Annotated in this window: 18 protein-coding genes and 2 tRNA genes; 8 read left to right on the top strand and 12 right to left on the bottom strand. The window is 28.1% G+C overall.

What is annotated here, in order from left to right:
- Positions 1-73 (top strand) — tRNA-Gly (locus tag Q0958_RS09670).
- Positions 74-105: 32 nt separating this feature from the next.
- On the opposite strand, the gene Q0958_RS09665 is transcribed toward Q0958_RS09670, so the two are convergent.
- A complete protein-coding gene (locus Q0958_RS09665; RefSeq protein ID WP_299122381.1) occupies positions 106-756 on the bottom strand; it encodes a rhomboid family intramembrane serine protease in 651 nt (216 codons plus the stop codon).
- Positions 757-847: 91 nt separating this feature from the next.
- On the opposite strand from Q0958_RS09665, the gene Q0958_RS09660 reads away from it, so the two are divergent.
- Positions 848-1,759 carry a lipid A biosynthesis acyltransferase gene (locus tag Q0958_RS09660; protein WP_299122379.1) on the top strand — a complete coding sequence of 304 codons (912 nt, stop codon included), beginning with the start codon at positions 848-850 and terminating at the stop codon, positions 1,757-1,759.
- Between the two features lie 87 nt (positions 1,760-1,846).
- Here Q0958_RS09660 and Q0958_RS09655 read toward each other — a convergent pair.
- The 3 genes from Q0958_RS09655 to Q0958_RS09645 form a co-directional block, all read right to left on the bottom strand.
- Positions 1,847-1,920: transfer RNA gene (locus Q0958_RS09655), tRNA-His, on the bottom strand.
- Positions 1,921-1,976: 56 nt separating this feature from the next.
- A complete protein-coding gene (gene bshB1 / locus Q0958_RS09650; RefSeq protein ID WP_299122377.1) occupies positions 1,977-2,693 on the bottom strand; it encodes a bacillithiol biosynthesis deacetylase BshB1 in 717 nt (238 codons plus the stop codon).
- Between the two features lie 101 nt (positions 2,694-2,794).
- Positions 2,795-4,204, bottom strand: a complete 1,410-nt coding sequence (locus tag Q0958_RS09645) for an MATE family efflux transporter (RefSeq protein ID WP_299122401.1) — start codon at positions 4,202-4,204, stop codon at positions 2,795-2,797.
- Positions 4,205-4,314: 110 nt separating this feature from the next.
- On the opposite strand from Q0958_RS09645, the gene Q0958_RS09640 reads away from it, so the two are divergent.
- Genes Q0958_RS09640 through Q0958_RS09630 form a run of 3 tightly spaced genes read left to right on the top strand, consistent with a single transcriptional unit; the run spans position 4,315 to position 6,111 of the window.
- Positions 4,315-5,130 carry a Rossmann-like and DUF2520 domain-containing protein gene (locus Q0958_RS09640; protein WP_366140147.1) on the top strand — a complete coding sequence of 272 codons (816 nt, stop codon included), beginning with the start codon at positions 4,315-4,317 and terminating at the stop codon, positions 5,128-5,130.
- Positions 5,114-5,641, top strand: coding sequence for an HAD family hydrolase (locus tag Q0958_RS09635; protein ID WP_150899777.1), 528 nt, complete (start codon positions 5,114-5,116; stop codon positions 5,639-5,641). The genes Q0958_RS09640 and Q0958_RS09635 overlap by 17 nt, the downstream gene beginning before the upstream one ends.
- Positions 5,642-5,685: 44 nt before the next feature.
- A complete protein-coding gene (locus tag Q0958_RS09630; RefSeq protein WP_299122374.1) occupies positions 5,686-6,111 on the top strand; it encodes a DUF2147 domain-containing protein in 426 nt (141 codons plus the stop codon).
- Between the two features lie 461 nt (positions 6,112-6,572).
- Here the strand turns inward: Q0958_RS09630 and Q0958_RS09625 are convergent, their stop codons facing one another.
- Together Q0958_RS09625 and Q0958_RS09620 are read right to left on the bottom strand one after the other, a co-directional pair.
- Positions 6,573-6,947, bottom strand: coding sequence for a nuclear transport factor 2 family protein (locus tag Q0958_RS09625; RefSeq protein WP_299122372.1), 375 nt, complete (start codon positions 6,945-6,947; stop codon positions 6,573-6,575).
- Positions 6,948-6,959: 12 nt separating this feature from the next.
- Positions 6,960-7,994 carry an alpha/beta hydrolase gene (locus Q0958_RS09620; protein WP_299122369.1) on the bottom strand — a complete coding sequence of 345 codons (1,035 nt, stop codon included), beginning with the start codon at positions 7,992-7,994 and terminating at the stop codon, positions 6,960-6,962.
- A gap of 596 nt (positions 7,995-8,590) precedes the next feature.
- On the opposite strand from Q0958_RS09620, the gene Q0958_RS09615 reads away from it, so the two are divergent.
- Positions 8,591-8,770: a hypothetical protein gene (locus Q0958_RS09615; RefSeq protein WP_272149785.1), complete on the top strand. Its 180-nt coding sequence runs from the start codon at positions 8,591-8,593 to the stop codon at positions 8,768-8,770.
- Between the two features lie 61 nt (positions 8,771-8,831).
- On the opposite strand, the gene Q0958_RS09610 is transcribed toward Q0958_RS09615, so the two are convergent.
- The 3 genes from Q0958_RS09610 to Q0958_RS09600 form a co-directional block, all read right to left on the bottom strand.
- Positions 8,832-9,383 carry a hypothetical protein gene (locus tag Q0958_RS09610; RefSeq protein WP_299122365.1) on the bottom strand — a complete coding sequence of 184 codons (552 nt, stop codon included), beginning with the start codon at positions 9,381-9,383 and terminating at the stop codon, positions 8,832-8,834.
- 110 nt (positions 9,384-9,493) lie between these two features.
- On the bottom strand, positions 9,494-10,039 hold the full coding sequence (locus Q0958_RS09605) for a hypothetical protein (RefSeq protein WP_299122363.1): 546 nt from the start codon (positions 10,037-10,039) through the stop codon (positions 9,494-9,496).
- Between the two features lie 10 nt (positions 10,040-10,049).
- The gene (locus tag Q0958_RS09600) at positions 10,050-10,292 is read right to left on the bottom strand and encodes a hypothetical protein (RefSeq protein WP_299122361.1); all 243 of its coding nucleotides are present in this window, start codon (positions 10,290-10,292) and stop codon (positions 10,050-10,052) included.
- A gap of 1,671 nt (positions 10,293-11,963) precedes the next feature.
- Here Q0958_RS09600 and raiA point away from each other — a divergent pair.
- The gene (gene raiA, locus Q0958_RS09595; protein WP_299122359.1) at positions 11,964-12,266 is read left to right on the top strand and encodes a ribosome-associated translation inhibitor RaiA; all 303 of its coding nucleotides are present in this window, start codon (positions 11,964-11,966) and stop codon (positions 12,264-12,266) included.
- An 18-nt stretch (positions 12,267-12,284) separates the two neighbouring features.
- Positions 12,285-13,118, top strand: a complete 834-nt coding sequence (locus Q0958_RS09590) for a universal stress protein (RefSeq protein WP_299122357.1) — start codon at positions 12,285-12,287, stop codon at positions 13,116-13,118.
- 86 nt (positions 13,119-13,204) lie between these two features.
- Here Q0958_RS09590 and Q0958_RS09585 read toward each other — a convergent pair whose 3' ends face one another.
- From Q0958_RS09585 to Q0958_RS09575, 3 genes are all read right to left on the bottom strand, one after another.
- Entirely contained in the window at positions 13,205-14,653 is a 1,449-nt protein-coding gene (locus Q0958_RS09585; protein ID WP_299122355.1) for a S41 family peptidase, read from the bottom strand.
- A 39-nt stretch (positions 14,654-14,692) separates the two neighbouring features.
- Positions 14,693-15,307, bottom strand: coding sequence for a hypothetical protein (locus Q0958_RS09580; RefSeq protein WP_299122353.1), 615 nt, complete (start codon positions 15,305-15,307; stop codon positions 14,693-14,695).
- 268 nt (positions 15,308-15,575) lie between these two features.
- Positions 15,576-16,901, bottom strand: coding sequence for a serine hydrolase domain-containing protein (locus tag Q0958_RS09575; RefSeq protein ID WP_299122351.1), 1,326 nt, complete (start codon positions 16,899-16,901; stop codon positions 15,576-15,578).
- Between the last annotated feature and the right edge of the window lie 6 nt (positions 16,902-16,907).

Raw genomic sequence — 16,907 nt, 5'->3', positions numbered from 1 at the left:
GCGAGAGTAGCTCAGTTGGTAGAGCGTCAGCCTTCCAAGCTGAATGTCGCCGGTTCGAACCCGGTCTCTCGCTCAAAAAAACCGAAACATTTGTTTCGGTTTTTTTTATTCATTTAACTTTAGCTTATCTCCAAACAAAAACATTACTAAAATAATTAACCCCATAATTCCAATCATTATTGGATTATTACTAACAACGCTAGGTTTCAAAAATAACGTTAAAACATAACCTCCTATAGCTCCACCTAAATGCGCTGAGTGACCAATATTCCCCAACTGTTTCTTCATCCCATAAATTGAATACACTAAATAACCTACTCCTAACGCATAAGCCGGAAAATCTATAAAAGGAAAAAACATAAAACTATATGTTTCATTAGGATACAACATAATTGCAGAAAACATAATACCAGAAACAGCCCCAGACGCACCTACTGCACTATAATAAAACTCATCTTTATGCTGATACAAAGAATACATACTCCCCAACAACAAGCTCCCAAAATAAATTAACGCAAAATTTATTGTAGAAAAATTACCAATTACCAAACCACCAAAAAGATATAAAGCATACATGTTAAACCCTAAATGAACCCAATCGGCATGTAAAAAACCAGAAGTTATCATTCTTATTTTTTCTCCATTTAGAATTTTTTGAACTTGAAATTTATAGCGATCAAAAAAAAGACGATCATTAAGTCCTTTATAAGAAACTAATACATTGGCTATTATTAATACTAATATTATCTGACTCATAACTTTCTTTAAATATCAACAAACATAATCAAAAGTTAATAAAGTAGTAGATTGATATTTTAATGCGATATTTGCGTTTTAAATTTAAAACATGCAATTACTACTATTTACTATTGTTTACCCTATAGTTTGGTTGATTTCAAGACTACCAATGAGAATTTTATATTTTTTCTCAGACATCTTCTTCCTTATTCTATACTACCTAGTTGGTTATAGAAAAAAAGTTGTTGAAGCAAACATTAAAATGGCCTTTCCAGAAAAGAGTGATTCTGAAGTAAAAAAAATATCTAAAAAATTCTTCAAACACTTTGTCGATTTAATTTTTGAGAGTATAAAAGCTTTTACTATTAGTGAAAAAGAGATATTGAAACGTTACAAATACAAAAATCCCGAACTGATAAATGAAATTGCAGCGAAAGGGAAAAGCATTGCTTTAGTTGGTGCGCATCAAGCTAATTGGGAATGGTCTATTAACCTACCTCTTGCTCTTAATATAAATGTTATTGGAGCATATACCAAATTAGGAAATAAATATTTTGAGAAAAAAGTAAAAGAATCTCGAATGAAATTTGGCGTTACAGGCTTTAAGACCTCAGAAACTGTAAAAGCCATACATAAAAATTACATGAATAAAATTCAAGGTTTATACATACTACTTAGCGACCAATCGCCTCAAGTGCATAAAACACACTATTGGACAGAATTTATGGGAATTAAAGTCCCTATCCATACTGGTGCAGAAATGTTAGCTAAAAAATACGATTTTGTTGTTGTTAATTACGTAGCCAAAAAAATAAAAAGAGGGTATTTTGAAACCCATTTTGAACTCATTACAGAAAACCCTAAGGAATTTGACAATTATCAAATTACTGATAAATATTTAAAGATTACAGAAAAAAATATTAAAGAGCAGCCTGAATGTTATTTATGGTCTCATAAGCGTTTTAAACATAGAGATAAATATGAAGAATGGCTTAAAAATTATAAAGCTTCTCGAAAATAATCGAGAAGCTTTATTTTTTTCATTGATTTTTATTTTACCTAGTATTTTAAAATAAAAAAAGCTTTCTCTAAACGAGAAAGCTTTTTGGGTGGATGATGGGATTCGAACCCACGACCCTCGGCACCACAAACCGATGCTCTAACCAACTGAGCTACAACCACCATGTGACTTGCGGGTGCAAATATAAGACAGTTTCTCATATCTGCAAAACTTTTTTTTAAATTAATTTACTTAAATTTTCTACTGCCACGTAACGTTCTGAGGTATAACCTTCTGCAAAATCGACTCCAATTAATCTTCCTAAATCTTTTGCTCTATACTCTACACTTTCTGTAAAATTTTTGCTTGTTATTGGTGTTTCTGGCTCATTACTTTTCGGATCAAAGAACTGAGATGAGTATGCTAACACCGATTTTATCTTTTTATCCATGAAACCTGATACATCAATTACAAAGTCTGGCTCAATGTTTTTCCATTGAATATAATGATACACTTGTTTTGGTCTCCATTTTTCTTGAGACATTCCATCCAATTCAGTTTCTATTTTCAACAATCCGCTTAAAAAACATGCATCAGATACCACTTGACTTCCTTTTGGATGATCAATATGACGATCATCAATAGCATTGCATAATACTATTTCTGGTTTGTACTTACGTATCATCTTTATAATTTTCAACTGATGCTCTTTATCGTTTCTAAAAAACCCATCAGCAAAACCTAAATTTTCTCTTACAGACACCCCTAAAATCTCGGCAGCCTTAGCAGCTTCTATATCTCGTAATTCGGCAGAACCTCGAGTACCTAATTCTCCTCTAGTTAGGTCAACAATTCCTACTTTCTTTCCTAAAGAGACTTCTTTTGCTATGGTTGCAGCACAGCCTAACTCTACATCATCTGGATGTGCTCCAAATGCCAATATATCTAGTTTCATTTATTCTATATTCTTTTCTTAATTGTTACCAACTATAACAATTGATTTATAAATTTTCTATTATTTCTATAAACAAGTTTAACTATAGTATAAAACTGCTTTTACACCTGAACTGTTTTCCATTTTCCTTTTCTAAATAACCAAATACCTATTACTGCAATTAGTACCTCAGCTAATGTTATTGACCAAAACACTCCTTTAGGTCCAAAATCTAAGACAATAGCTGATATATATGCTAAAGGCAATTGAAACATCCAAAAGCATATAAAATTAATTAATGTTGGTGTTTTCGTATCTCCAGATCCATTAAACGACTGTATTACAACCATTCCATAGGCATAAGCTATATAACCTGCTGCCATGATTTGCAAACATAAAGATCCATTTTCTATAACTACGGTACTGTCTGAAAACCAACTTAGAAAAGTAGGCGCAAAAAGGATATAAATAAGAGACACAGCTCCCATAAAATAAGCACATAATCTACTAGTAATCCATACTGATTTTTCTGCCCTATCAGGTTGTTTTGCTCCTAAATTTTGTCCTACTAAGGTTGCTGCTGCATTACTCATTCCCCAAGCAGGCATTAATGTAAACATCATTATACGAATAGCAATGGTATACCCTGCTAAAACTTCACTTCCAAATTTTGCCATTATCCACATTAAAAACACCCAACTCGATGTACCTATAATGAATTGTCCTATTCCTCCTAATGATGTTTTTACTAAATTAATCATTACTGAAGTTCTAAGTACTAAGTCTTTTAATGCTAATTTTACTTTTCCTGCTCCAAAAAACAATATTAATAATTGTGCTACCACAGCTACACCTCTACCTGTTGTAGTTGCAATTGCTGCCCCTTCTACACCATAAGCTGGTATAGGACCTAGTCCGAAAATAAAAATAGGATCTAAAATAATATTCAATCCATTAGATAAAATCAATGTCCACATAGCAATAGAAGCATTTCCTGCGCCTCTAAAAATTGCATTGATTAAAAAAAGTAACATTACAGTAATGTTCCCCCCTAATATTATTTGTGTATATCGATACCCTTCTTCTATTAAGGCTGGTTCTCCACCCATTAACTCTAATATTTCCTTTGGGTATAGTATACCTACAAAACTAATTGCTATAGAAATCGCTATTCCTAAAAATATTACCTGTACAGCTGTTTGATTTGCTCCTTCACTATCCTTTTCTCCTGTTCTTCTTGCTACCAATGCGGTTGCAGCCATACTTAATCCAATAGCTACTGCGTATACTAAGGTTAAAACAGACTCTGTGAGCCCTACTGTTGCTACGGCATTTACACTAACTCTTGATACAAAAATGATATCTACTAAAGCAAAAATTGACTCCATCATCATTTCAAGAATCATAGGAGTTGCCAACATGAAAATAGCCTTATTGATACTTCCTTGTGTAAAATCTTGCTGTTTCCCGAAAACTGCGTCTTTAAAAAGTGAGAATATATTTTGTTTGGTTGTTTGATTGTTCTCTGTCATCATTATTTTTTTGATATGAAAAATAATCCTTAAAGTATTAAGGATGAAATTGGGGTCGTTAAATACGACAAGTCTGAAGTAAAAACTTAAACAATCATAATACTACAAATATGCAAAAAATATTTTTAAGTAATTTCTCTTCCATAAAAATATATATCTTCGCTATTATGATTCGTGTATGTATTCTTGGAGGAGGCAATGTAGCAATACATTTAGCCAAAGCTTTTTTAAAAGCTTCTAATGTAGAATTAACGCAAATATATGCGCGTTCTATAGAACAAGTTATCGATTTTAAACATCAAACTTCCATAACGAATTCTTTAGACTTACTTAATGAGGCTGATGTTTATATTATAGCCGTTTCTGACGATGCCATTGGAAAAGTTTCTTCTGAATTAACAACAAATAATCAGTTGGTAGTACATACTTCTGGTTCTGCTCCTTTAGACTTACTAAAAAAGCATTCTCGATTTGGTGTGTTTTACCCGCTTCAAAGTTTTTCAAAAGAAAAAGAAGTAGATTTTTCTACGATACCATTTTGTTTGGAAACATCTAATGAAGAAGATTTTCCAATACTTGAACAATTAGCTTCAGCCATAGGAAAAAAAATATATGCTATAAATTCAGAACAAAGAAAAAGATTACACGTAGCAGCTGTTTTTGTAAACAACTTTACCAATCATATGTATAAAATTGGTTCTGACATTTGTACAGAATATAAAGTTCCTTTTGAAGTTTTGCTTCCTTTAATTCAAGAAACTTCAAAAAAAATTATTGAACTATCACCTGAAAAAGCACAAACTGGTCCTGCTAAGAGAAAGGATCAAGATACAATTCAAAATCACTTAGAATTGTTAAATACTGAACAACAAGAAATTTATAAATTAATTACAAAATCAATCCAAAACAATGGAGAAAAGTTATAAAGAAATATTACCTCAAATAGATACATTTATTTTTGATGTAGATGGAGTGTTAACCAATGGCATTGTTACAGTTTTTCCTGATGGACAATTAGTACGTCAAATGAATATTAAAGATGGTTATGCCTTAAAAGCTGCTGTTAAAGCTGGCTATAGAGTTTGTATTATTTCTGGTGGTAAAAACGAAGGTGTACGTACTCGTTTGGCTAATTTAGGCATTAGTGATATTTACTTAGGAGCACATGATAAAACAAAACAATTCAATGAATTAGTTGAAAAATACAATTTAAACACAGAAAATGTGTTATACATGGGTGATGACATTCCAGATTTCCCCGTAATGAAATTAGTTGGTATGCCTTGTTGCCCTAATGATGCTGTTAGAGAAATCCAACAAGTATCTAAGTATATTTCTGATAAAACTGGTGGAAATGGTTGTGCTCGTGATGTTATAGAACAAGTATTGCGAGTTCAACAAAAATGGGATAGCAATTTTGATGCTCAATACGATTAATTGGAATAATTTTTGAAATTTTCTCTCTATAAAACTTATAAAAAATGAAAAAAATAATTTTTACCTTTTTATGTATCGCTTTTAGTACTTCAATTTTTTCTCAATCTATCTTTGGTAAATGGCAAAATATTGATGAAAAAACCAACAAAGTAGATTCTGTAATTGAAATTTATGAACAAAATGGAAAAGCCTATGCTAAAATTATAGAGATTACTGATAAAGACAGACAAAAAGCTGTATGTGACAAATGTAAAGGCAAGCGCAAAAATGCACCTATTTTAGGAATGAACATTTTAACTGGATTAAAAAAAGATGGTGATGAATGGTCGGGCGGAAAAATTTTAGACCCAAAAAATGGGAAAGAATATAAATGCTATATCAAACTAGAAAATAAGAATAAGTTAAAAATTCGTGGATATATAGGCTTTGCCGCTTTTGGTAGAACTGCTTATTGGTATAAAAATAAATAATAAATTAATTAAAAATAGTAATAAAGCCCAAACGAGAAATCATTTAGGCTTTATTTTTATAAAAATGTTTGTAAGGTTTAAACAAAAACCACAACTAACTAAATGAATTTGAATTAATTAAACCTAAAGTATTAATTAACACTGGAGCATTTAACCATGCTCCTTTTTTATTTCATATTGAAAATCGTATTTACATTTCTCTCTTACGTTTTTGAATTTATCTTATTTCACATTTTCTTTTTTTATTTTTTAGTCAATAGAATTTTTAAATCATAACATAAATACAATAGGGCAATGAGGTGGTAAATATTTTAATTCAATTCCCTGATTGATTTTAACATTAAAATTTTCTTGAGGAAACAAACTTCTTATTACTTTAAGGGAAACTAATAATTTGATTAACTCAAGTAAAATAGAACAACTACTTCCCTCATTGCTTACTTTTTCATTAACTAGTTGATTTATTTTAATTCTTCAACTAGTTTTCTTGCTATAACTGTATCGTATATTATTTTCAACTTAGATATTTTATTTTTAGAATCTAATTCAATAATATCAACAACATCAAATTCTACTTTCTTATTATTTTTTAAAGTCCATTCATAAGTAAAATACAGAGCTAAATCATTTGAATCATTTTGTTCAAAAACTCCTTTTAGATACAACTTTGATTTTGTAGTATCATCTTTTAATTCATGGTAAAATTGATTAGCTCTTTTTACTCCATAAATAGGTGAATCGACTATTCCTTTTTCATTAAACAAACCAATTACCTTTTCAATATCTCCATTTTCAAGATATTCTAAATATTTAGTAGCTAACTTATTTTTATTCATTTCCCTTTGTTTTTATATATTCTCTTTTAGAATTTCAAATTGTTTTTTCAATATAAATTGATTTCGGTTATGACCTGCTCCTTTTATTGTAAAATACCCCTTACGTGGTGCCTTTATTTTTTCAAAATACAATTTACTTATTTTTTCAGATGTCAATATATCTTTATCTCCTTGTACAATATAAATTGGCACTTTAAACGTTAAAGAGTCATTATAAAAATCAAGGTTTTCTACCATAGATTTAACTCCCATCTTTTTATGCCCTGCGAAATATAAAAAAGAATAATCGTCTCCATAAAACCTATTTTGTTTATCAACTTTATTATTGTACTCTGGATTTATTTTCCACCAATTATCAGGAAGTGGGGTAGAATTTTTACGTTCATATTTTTTTACAATTCTTAACATTTGACCTAAATTCCTCGTGTTTTCATACGGAGGTTTTCCTAGTATCTTAAGTTTATTAATTGAAATACTATCTTTAGAGCTTTCTGCTAATGCTAAAACAGATTTATAGGCATTTAAATAATTTCTTTTATAACCAACAAATTGTGCATTTCCTATATATCCTTTAAATAAACTTGGTTTTGCTTGCACCATTTTTATTCCGAGTATTGACCCCCAGGATGCTCCCATTAATATAATTTTTTTCTTCTTTAAATGTTTTATAAGATATTCGGATACTTCTATTCCATCTTTTACCATCATATCTAGTGTAAGCTTTTTTTCTATAAAATAATCTTCACTTATTTTCTCTGGAACATTTTTTCCAAATGTTCTCCCTGCTCCTCTCTGGTCCCAATTAACTAGAATAAAATCTTTCTTCCAATTTTTGTAAATACTATCACAATAAGGACTCATAACACTTCCTGGCCCACCATGTAAAAAAAGAATTACAGGTTTTTCTTTATCCTCCCCTTTAATTGTTATCCATTGTTCAATTCCTCCAACTTTTATAAATCTATTTTCATTAATCGATTTTTCTTGAGCTATTAAACTATTTGATAGTAAAACAATTAAAATTGCTAAGTATAGTATTGTTTTCATGTAAAATATTTTTAGAAAAGGACATCTTTAAAATAATATTGTTACACCTTATCTAAACTTAATAATTCAAAACTCTAAAAAACAACTTTTTATGATTATTTTTTAATTAAAAAAAGATATCCTTTGCTTTAGTAATCTTAAAAATTTTCTTAAAAAAATGTTAATTACGTAGGGTAAAATCAATCTTAATAGTTTAATTATTGTGTTTCCCTTGAATTAATATGATAGAGGATGCTTCTTCGGAAGCGTTCTTTATTATTATCAAATCCTTGTTTCAATCAAAACAATAAGATAAAATTAAGGTAAATCAGTTTTTAATAGTTAGTGATAATGCTCCTTTCGGAGCATTTTTCATTTTTTTAAGAAAACTTCTTGTAAGTTTTAAAAAATTGCTCGTCTAAAAATTCGAAATTGAATTGCTAGGGGGCTTTTCATTTTTACACTATGAAGGGGAGCATTTTTATGCTCCTTTTTTATTTAATCTATATTTTTCAATGTTGCTTATTATTATGGATTTACCTTACTTTTTTTATGGATTTTCTCCCTTAAAAAAAGTTATATCTATCTAAATTTGAGAAACTTTAATTTTCAAAACTATGTTAAAAAACATTTCAAAATTAGGTACTCCCCTAAACAAAAAAGAACAAAAAACTATTAATGGTGGATTTAGATGGTCTCAATGTGGACGTAGAATGTGTTGTGCAAGATTTCCAAATGGTGAAATTTTTAGGGAGCCATGTTATTGTGATTCATGGGGACATTGTACCTTACTATAATTAATAATCAAACTGCTGAAGTTCTTGGTTACAAACTTCAGCAGTTTAACTTCTTACTACTTTAATCGTATAGCTTTTTCAAGTCAAACTTTTCTATTAAATATTTGTCTTTCCAATCTTTATTAACATGTTCTATTACAAGAGCTTCTGCAAATCCTATATCATAAACAGTTATTCTCTTCTCCTTTGAAAGCTTCATTTTTTTCACATTCTCTAAATGTCGAGTATAAAATTCTTTTAAATACACCTCATAAGCTACAAAGTCTTTTAAATTTAAAACTTCTTTTGAAGGTTCAAAATCTTGCAATAATCTCAAAAATGCATATTCAGTATATCTAGCAATTCCTTCTTGATACCATTGAAAAGAAATATATTTATAATCATCTGTAGGGCTAGGATGATTAATCAGATACTCATACCTATCGGTAACTAATACAATTGTAAAAGGTGATTTATTAAAACCTTTCCAAATAGCATCTCCATAAATTTTTGAAATCTTAATAGCTTCTTTTATTCTAATCCTATCTTCCAATCTAAAATCTAAATTAGCCTTAGAGTTTATTGTAGCAAAACTAATTGTACAAAAAATTGTAATCATTCTTAAAACATCCATTATTAACTTTTTAGTGTTTTTATAAAGGACTGATAATAATTATTAGTGTTGCAAAAACTATTAATAATAAAGATGTTACTGTATTTTTTTAAATATTTTTTTTTACTGCGTTAAATTAAAATTAATGCACAAATCCATACAGTAATTATAAACAAGTTAAAAAAGATTAAATTTAATCGAGCATTTTCTGTAATCTCTTTAGCTAAATTTACATAAACTATAGAAACCAACATAATACTATTAAACAAAATCAATAAGAATTTATTAAATCCATTAAACCCTGATGCTAAAGCTACACTTATATTATCGGGTATTATTACCGTTTTTACTGTTTTAAAAAGCGGACTTACTGTTAATTTTATATTTCTTGATTCTATTTTAGTTTCTATAGTAGAGAACTTTAAACCTGTAGCTGTTGTGTATTTATACCCAATACTTTTATTGGCTCTAACAGAATTATCTTGTGATGTTTGTGGTGTTTTTATAAAACTAACATAAGAAATTGAATCATTTACAATTGTCTCAGGTAAAAGAAAAAAATCTACTAAAAACAAAGCTGTTATTAATATTGGTTTCAATAAAAAGATTGTAAACTTCTTTTTAAAATCTTTTTTAAAAAACAAATTAATCTTTCCTGATACAATATTTATATGCATAATAATTCAATTAAACTGATTTAATATTTTTTAGCATTCTAATACACATAGCAGCTGTTTGTATTAACTCCTTTTCTACTTCTTCTATTTTCCCTCCTTCATATTCAAACTGTAATGCTGCTCTAGTTGCTTCTCCAGACTCTTCATTTACTATTGCTATTTGATGCAATATATCTTTTGGCCAATTTGGATGCATGATTTCTGCTTTATTTAACTCTTCTTTTATTTTTCTTATTGCTAAACTTTCAGTCATAATTTTGTTTTATTATTTTTACTTTATGGAAAATTGCTACGACAACTAAATATAGAATTTATTGAAACTAAAAAACCTTCTTTATTTGTTAAATTCATTTCTTTAAGCTTAATTTTTCTTCTAATGTCTTTATCGCAAATTGTTCCTGATTTTTCAACCTGCTATTGTTATGAGACTTTATCAGATTTTAAAGGTTGTGTTTTTAACTTTAACTCTTAGATTTCTTTAAATTTTAGACTAACAGACTGTAACGCTTTCTGATTTTTCTCTATTTATAATAAACAATTGGCTATGCAAAAATCAAGGATATTCATTTTATTTATTTTAGGGTTAATCTCAATATCTTCATCCTATATATTCGGGTATCTTTTTAACCTTTCTGACCTAGTAAAAGATATTTTTATAGGGTTAGGAATTGGATTATTAATTGTTCCCTTGAAACACCACAAATTTAAAACACTATAAAGTAGTGACTTATCTAAAAAACAAATCAAAAAAGCTTTAAAATTACTTTTATCTCCCTTTTACATTTTACGGTTTTACCTTACTTTTTTTACGTTTTTTTCTTCCTTTTATATTTTTTTGCATCCTATTTTCGCAGCTAATGTGTTATGGGGATGACACTTGTAATGAATAATTAAGGGGTTTCAGAAATGAGCTCCTTTTTTGCTTCATAAACTTCAAATCTTTCTCCTTAAAAGAGTATTAACAATCCAGCTCTTTTTAATTGTTACAAATAATCTTCAAGCAATTTATTTTAACTAATTTTTTGAAATTTTTAACTTTATTTATTCATTTCCAACACATAGATTTGCTTAAAATAATTTCATTCTGTTAGTCCCCTAATTAAGATCTCTATACCCCCTATTATTGAGGTCTTTTTTTTTACAAAACAATATTGTAAACTACTTTACCTCTAAAACATTTTATTATAAAACCATAAAGCTTTTAGGCTTATAATAAATTAAAACAATTCAATTAATAATTTTATTTAACCTAGCATTTTCAATATTATTTTTTCTTTCTTTTATTAAATATTAACATTTTCAAGTAACTTTATTTAATAATTAAGTATCTTTATTAGGCAATGAGGATATAGTTATATTTAAATTCGGTCCCCTGAATGAAATAAACTACAGAAGTTTTTTTATATCTAATTTTGCCATCGAAATCAAAAATTAGCTTAGAAAACTTCATTGAGGAATTTTATAGGTCAACAAGAATTAACCTTTCGTAAGATATATGATTAGACTCCTCATTGTTTTTACACACCGAAATATCTTATCCTATTTTTACTTAAATCGTAGCTAAAGTCTCTTCATCGAAACTTAACTACTCTTCATCTAATTTTTAAAATAACAACCTTTTATCCTAACTATATTTGAAGTATAAATAAAGATTTTGTTTTTTTCATTATATAGTTAGATTGATTAGTTAGTTTTAAGAAAAGAAGTATCCTTGATGGCAGATTACTTCTTTTCTTTTTTTGTATTAAGGTCTAAAACAATCGTTATAATTAACTCATATTGTCTAAAAGCTTTCTACATATTCCTAAAAAAACATACATACAATATCCTACAAAGGTACCTCAAAAAACTAAGACATAAGCTGACATATATCATTCCAAAACATATTTCTTACAGCTAAATTTGAATATCAAAACAAAAAAAAATGGAAGTACATATTCAATTCGTTAAAATGCCTGTAAGTGAAAATTTACAAGAATTCATTCAAAAAAAACTTGATAAACTTTATAAAAAATATGATTGGCTTATAAAAGTGCAAGTTTATATAAAACATGAAAACGACCCTACATCAAAAGGTAAAATCTGTGAAATGGTTTTAAGTCAATCTGGTCCTCAAATTTTTTCCTCTTCTAATGAAGATAATTATCAATTGGCTGTTAAAAATACTGTTAGCGACCTAGAAAGACAGTTAAGTAAGCGTAAGCAGATTATGAAGTCTCATTTATAATTTCTAAAACCTACTATTATGAAACATATTTTAATACCAACCGATTTTTCAGAGAATGCATGGACTGCCACTGTTTATGCACTTAAACTCTTCACCAATGAACAATGTGTTTTTCATTTACTTCACTCAGCTCCAGTTAAGTCATCGAGAATCTCTTCATTTTCAAATAAGTTAACCCGTGTAATGCAAGAAAATGCTGTAAATGATTTAAAACATTTACTTGAACGAGTAGAAAAAACATTTGCGAACCCTAACCATAGTTTTAAAATATCTACAAGTACACATGATATTGAACAAGCAGTTGCTATTGCTGTAGAAAACCATGATATAGATTTAATTGTTATGGGAACCAAAGGAGCAACAGGTGCTAAAGAAATTTTCTTAGGAAGTAACACTGTAGAAATTATAAGTAACCTTTCTAAATGCCCAATATTAGCAATACCAACTGGTATCGAATACAAAAAACCTGAGAATATTGGTTTTTCTAGTGGATTTAAACGCTTATACAATAGTACAGAACTAGATGAAATTAAAAATCTTATTAGTTTGTATAATTCTAAACTAAACGTATTCCATATACAAACAAATGAAGAATTAGATACTAGTCAAAAAGAAAATTTAGATTCTTTACAAATGTATTTGAAAAATGTAGAAACTAATTATACTGAAATAACTCAGTACACAAACATAACAGATGAAATTATCGATTTAATTAATACTAATAAAATTGATATTTTGACAATGATAAAATACAAACACAGTTTTTTTGAAAACCTATTTAGAGAACATGTAATAACTAATTTAGGACATCAATTAACTATTCCTTTTATGGTTATTCCATCTGTTAAATAAATAATTGCTAAAGTATAAAACCAAAAAGCCTTACTAAAATCAGTAAGGCTTTTAATAATTATAATTAATTCTAGTAGAAAATCTACTTATTTATAATTTAAAATTTTAGTAACAAATTCAATCCAATCTTGTTTAGGAATATCTTTACTTATATAATAATCTGGTTGAATACCTTTGTTATCAATTGTCATTTCAGGAATACGTAAACTTTTCGTTAAACTATATCCTAATTTAAGATTATTACAAGGAGAGTTTACAAAATACATGTTTGAAATATCTAAAACTCCAACGGTAGTTGCCCCAAACAACTTTACTTTCTTACTTTGTTTTGCTGCTAATAAAAACTGTTCTGCAGTACTTCCATTACCTTTATTTATTACAATACCAATATTTTTAGGATACTCATGAATAGTATCAAAAGAAGTAACAGATACAGGGTCTTTTTTTAGCATAACGAATTCACCAATATGCTTAGAAAGTGTATCGTATGATTCTTTTGCCCATTTTTTTCCTTTTTCATCAAATCCATAATTTTCATTATTAATAAAATCTAACATTCTCTGATTGTTAAGAGGCGTAGACAAGTATTGAACTCCTACTGTACAAATCGGGTTTGTATATAAAATAGGTAGTAATTCATCAAAACTAGAATCACTTCCTCCTCCATTGTTTCTAATATCTAGAATTAAATTTTCAGTACTTAATATTGTAGCTTTATTATCTTTAATTACTGCATCTATTTTTTTCTTTTCAGAACCTCTAAAACTTGGAATTCGTAAAAGCACAGTTGTGCTGTTTATACGTTTAAAATAAGGGTCATTTGCCGAAATTGCCTTAATATAATTAGACATTTTTTTACTTTTCTTAAGTATTGGATAACTACGTTCTAAGTTTATATACCCCATTTCTATAAAGTTAGAATCAAATAACGTAGCTTTTTTAAAGTCAACTTTAGAATGATCACGTAAATAGAATTTAGCGGCTCCTTGTGCGTCTATTTTTAGCTTAACTTGTCCTTTACTCCAGTAAACTCCATCTGCTTCAATAATAAATCCAACATAAATATCTCCTTCTTTTTTAATTCCAATTGTATAAGGAGAAGAAACCCAAATACCTTCAAAATCATGAGTTTTTTTCGCTGAAAGGTATTTTTTAAATGCCTTTAAATCGATAGTTCGCTTTTCCCAATCTTTAAAACTCGCTTTAATTTCAGCATTACTTTGTTTCTTTTTTGAGCTATTGGTTGGAGTTAGTATACTACGAATGCTAAGATGTCCTGATCGTAAAAAAGTTAACCATTCAGAAATTGCTTGTCTACAAGCATCTAATGTTTTTATTGTTGCAACTTTCTTTTTATAAATAGCGGTATGGTTATTATAAATCTCTTTTCCTTTATTACTGATTGCAAAAGCAAAACCTGCATCATTTTCTTCTATAGTCTTTTGCACCCATTTAAAATTAGCTGTACAATCACATTTTTGAGAAAATATATTGAAAGTTGTTATAAATAGTATAAAAAAGAAGTACTGTTTCATCATGTTATTTTAAATTGTATGTAATGTTGTGTTTATATCTTATTCTAAAAACAGAATATCTTCAGAAGCTGTATAATTAGCAACTTCTTTAGTTATGTTTTTTTCTAAATTATTTTTAAATCCTTTTCTAACTACTTCCCAATGATCTCCGAACACAGATTTATAACAGATACGTATGGAAGTTTTGTCGGAATACTTATAAATATAATTCATTAATGACGGATTTAGAGACCAATCTATTAATAAAAAATCTTCACCAGGTTTAATAACTCTATTTAAAAGAATATCGTTTCCATGTCGCTTTATAATGGTATCTGGAACTTTGGCTGCTTTATAAAACTCTTCCCAATTGGAAATAGGCTTTCCATCAAAAGTAATTTCAGTTTGTGTTACAATGGCAGGACCAATGCCTCTATTAGAAATTATAAGTGAGAATTCACTTAAAGTATCATTATCAAAACTACGACTCATACCAATACTCAAACTAGGCCAAGCACTAGATTTAGATTGCTCTAAAAAAATTTTAGTTTGCTCATTCATAATAGAAGCTTGTCTTGTAGAAACTATAAGCGCGCCAATACTAGCTAACAATACTCCAAATGCTATAATTAAATTGGCATCAAAGCGTTTTTTGTACTTTTTACTTTTTTTCATAATAATCTATTAGAGGTTGATTAAAGTGCTAACAAAAATATTCTTTCCTGTAATTAGACATTAAATTTTAACATAAAAAATGTCATGTTAAAAAGGAGAATATTTAACTATTCTTATTGTAGAGTTTTAAACAGATTTTCACTCTTTTACCATTAAAAGTATTTCTATGGTAAATACTCTATTTTTATTAAGCTTTTGAAATTCTAGAAAACAAAAAAGCCTTATTAAAACTAGTAAGGCTCTTCTAATCGTTATATAATTACTCTCCTTATTCTTTTACTCCTTCTATCTCTATTTTCTTATAATGGAAAATTAATTTATAACCCTCATTTATTTTTCTAAACTCAAAATAATCTTCTTCTTCAGGTTCTCCAAAAAAAGTATTTTCAGTTTCAGCTTTTAAAACACCGTTTTTTTCGCCATTTTGGTACATTACTAACTTTTTATTCTCTACTTTGTATTCAAAAACATGATTATTAAATTCTTTAACTCTGTATTTACCCTCATATCTTTTGAGAATATTCTCTGAAAGCTCTATTTCTTTTCTGTTAATTTTTCTAGGCAATTCATAAGACTGATTATTCATTATTCTATTTACAGTTTTTAAAATATCTCCAAACGGTATTTCATCATAGTTAGAAAAGAAAACTAATTCATAGTTTTTAGAAATATCATGTTCTACGTGAGATAAAATTCCATCTCCTCCACCAGACCAACCTATTTTATTTGAATTATTTTTAATTTTTTCACGATAGGGTGAGTTCATTATATGATTTATAAAAAGTGATAAATCTTCAACTGTAGAATATATTTTAGCTTGATTTTTATCATTTCTTCCAATGTTTGGTACTACAATTATTTCTTTATCATTTTTTTCATGGTTCTTCACTAAATTGTTAAGATTATTTTTCTTTAAATAAAAATGAGCTCCAGTGCTTTTCATGTTCAACGGCTGAAAGTATTTTTCATTAAGATACTGAACAAAAGGCTTTTTCGTTATTTTAGAAATTATATAATAAAGTAATTGATAACCCAAATTAGAATATACTGTGTCTGATCCTGGTTCAAATAATAGTTTCTCTTGCTTTATTAATTCAATTATTTCTTCTGAGTTTTTTTCTATTAGATTCTCAATTTTAACAGACAATCCTCTAGGCAAACCTGACTGGTTATCTAACAAATGTTTTATTGTAATTCTATTTCCATTAGGAAAATTAGGGATAAAACTAGAGACTTTATCAGTTACTGAAATAAGATTCTCTTTTTCTAAATCTACTATTACAGCTTTAGCCATTAACTTTGATATGGAGTGAATATCAAATTGTGATTCTTTTACAACTCTAAGACTACTTGTATCACTTTCTGACATATTATACACCTCAAAAAGTAAGCGTTTTCCTTCTTGCTCAATTAGTACTACTCCATTGAACTTCTTTAAAGTTTTTAACTTTTGAAAATACTCATCTAGTTTAATATAAAAACTATTATCTTGTTTTTGTTGAACTTCATTTTTTTTATTTTTAGAACTACAGCCTAGAAATAGAAAAATGCTTACCAAAAGTAATATGATGTTATTTTTTAGCTTATTATTCATTATTTA

This window comes from uncultured Tenacibaculum sp., assembly GCF_947499065.1.
GTDB lineage: Bacteria > Bacteroidota > Bacteroidia > Flavobacteriales > Flavobacteriaceae > Polaribacter.
This window is presented reverse-complemented; position numbering and strand designations above follow the sequence as displayed.